2 protein-coding genes are annotated in these 2,323 nt (G+C 73.5%); both read right to left on the bottom strand.

What is annotated here, in order from left to right; all coding sequences use genetic code 11:
- Positions 1-100: 100 nt before the first annotated feature.
- Positions 101-580, bottom strand: a complete 480-nt coding sequence (gene ybaK / locus C1I93_RS30195) for a Cys-tRNA(Pro) deacylase (RefSeq protein ID WP_111246636.1) — start codon at positions 578-580, stop codon at positions 101-103.
- 431 nt (positions 581-1,011) lie between these two features.
- Entirely contained in the window at positions 1,012-2,262 is a 1,251-nt protein-coding gene (locus C1I93_RS30190; protein WP_438819600.1) for a class I SAM-dependent methyltransferase, read from the bottom strand.
- Positions 2,263-2,323: the final 61 nt, after the last annotated feature.

Below are 2,323 nucleotides of genomic sequence, written 5' to 3'. Positions count from 1 at the left end.
GTGGCGCTGCGGCGGGCGGTGGCGCGGCGGCCCGCGGTGGCGGGTGGTGGCGCGGTGGCGGGCGGTGGCGCGGCCCGCGGTGGCGCGGTGTGCCGCGCGGTCAGGCGGTGGCTAGGCGAGCGGTGCGGGCGTCGGTCAACGCGACCAGATCCGCCGGCTCCAGCTCCACCTGGAGCCCACGCCGACCCGCCGACACGTACACCGTGGAGTGATCGAGAGCGGAGACGTCGATCACGGTCAGCAGGCGCTTACGCTGGCCGAGTGGGCTGATCCCCCCGCGTACGTATCCGGTGGCGCGCTCGGCCGTCACACGCTCGGCCAGCGTGGCCCGCTTACCGCCCGCCGCCGCAGCCAGGGCCTTGAGGTCCAGTTCGCCGGTGACCGGCACCACCGCCACAGTCAACACTCCGTCGACCTCGGCCACCAGGGTCTTGAAGACCCGCTCCGGTGCCACCCCCAGCGCGGCGGCGACCACCGCGCCGTAGTTCGGTGTCTCCGCCGGGACGTCGTACGGGTGGGTGCGATGGGTGATCCTGCGCTGCGCAAGCAGCGTGATCGCCGGGGTGCTACGTCCCGCCATGCTGGTCAACCTAGTTCCGGTACGTCCCTGCGGCCAGCGACTTCCGGCAGCGGGTCCACGCACCTCCCGGCGCCCCGGTCAGACACCAGCCGCCCCGTCGGCCCTGCTGTCGCTGTCGGTCGTGCTGTCGCTTCCGGTCGTGCTGTCGCTGTCGGTCGTGCTGTCGCCGGTCCGGTACCTCGGCGATAGATCGTCAGGTGTGCACTCCCGCACCTGGTCGGCGTGGTCGCGCAAGACACCGCAACCCGGGCCCTCAACCGAGCTGGATGCCCCCACATACCGCACCCGGGGAGACCCACCAGGCCGGATGCCCCGATATCCCGCGACTCGGGGTCACCCACCGAGGCCGAACACTCCAACATTCCGCAACCCGCGCCACCTCTCACCCCGTCACGCCAAGTCGCCGCCATCACCCGTGCCGGCCGCTGTGGTCACGATGCCGGCTGGCAGATCAGCACGGTGGGGGCTCCGGCGACCCGGGTCAGCACCAGGCTGGCCGGTTGGTCGCCGGACAGTCGCAGGTCGCGCCGGAGGCGTTCGGGTTCCAGCGCGGAGCCGCGCTTGAGGATCTCCACCCGGCCGACGCGTCGCTCCCGCAGCAACACGCGCAGCCGCTTCAGCGAGAACGGCAGCACGTCGGTCACCTCCAGGCAGCGGGCGTACGGCGTGGGTGTCGCGTCGTCGGCGTAGAGGTACGCGATTGTCGGGTCGGCCAACGTGGCGTCCAGATCGGCGGCCAGCTCGGCGACCAGGTGGGCGCGGACCACTGCCGGATCCGGGTCGTACACGAAGCGGCGCACCGGCCCGACCGGAGCCTCCGCCGTCCCCGGGCCGGTGAGCTGGTGCACGGCTGGGCTGTCGGCGGCCGGGCTGTCGGCGGCCGGGCTGCCGGAGAAGTGATAAGAGGGGGCCCCTTTACTACCGGAGGCGTTAACAGGGGGCCCCTCCTTCACGATGGTTGCGCGGCGGGGGTGCTCGGCGAGGGGGCCGCACCAGAGGGTCGCCTCGACCAGGTCGCCGCCGACGCTGACCCACTCGGCCTCGGCGCCGGCCGGGATCAGGGCATGGTCGAGGCCCGGGGCCACCTTCACCACCGTGTACGGCACCCGCTCGATCAGCCCGGTGATGAAGTCCCACGGCGGCGAGTACGCGTTCGGGTCGAAGATCCGGCGGCCGGTGCCGGCCCGACGGCGGGCCGGGTCACAGAACACCGCCTCGACCCGAGTCACCTCGAACGCGGTGGCGTCGCCACAGTCGACGGTGACGAGGTCGGCCAGCCCGGCGGCCGCTGCGTTCGCCTGGGCCAGCGCGGCGGTGAGCGGATCGGCCTCTACCGCGTACACCCGGATGCCCTCGCGGGCGACGGCGAGCGCGTCGGCACCCAGCCCGCAACCCAGGTCGGCCAGCGTGGTCACTCCGGCGGCCCGCAGCCGTCGGGCGCGGCGCTGCGCGACGACCATCCTGGTGGCCTGCTCCAGGCCCGGCCGGGTGAAGAACATGGTCTCCGCCGCCGCCCCGAACTTGCCGGCCGCCCGGCGACGCAGCTCCGCCTGGGTCAGCGCGGTCGCCGCCAATCCGGCCGGCACCCCGGCCGAGCGCAGCGCAGCCGCCGCGCTCAGCGGATCACCGCCGGCCACCCGAGCCGCCGCGTCGAGCGCGGCCACCCCCTCAGCGGTGCGCAACGCGGCAAACTGCTCCAGATCTGTCTCTTATACACCTCTGCCGCTGCCGACGATAAGGCCC

It is taken from the genome of Micromonospora endophytica (assembly GCF_003236305.1).
Classification (GTDB): Bacteria; Actinomycetota; Actinomycetes; order Mycobacteriales; family Micromonosporaceae; genus Micromonospora; species Micromonospora endophytica.
This window is presented reverse-complemented; position numbering and strand designations above follow the sequence as displayed.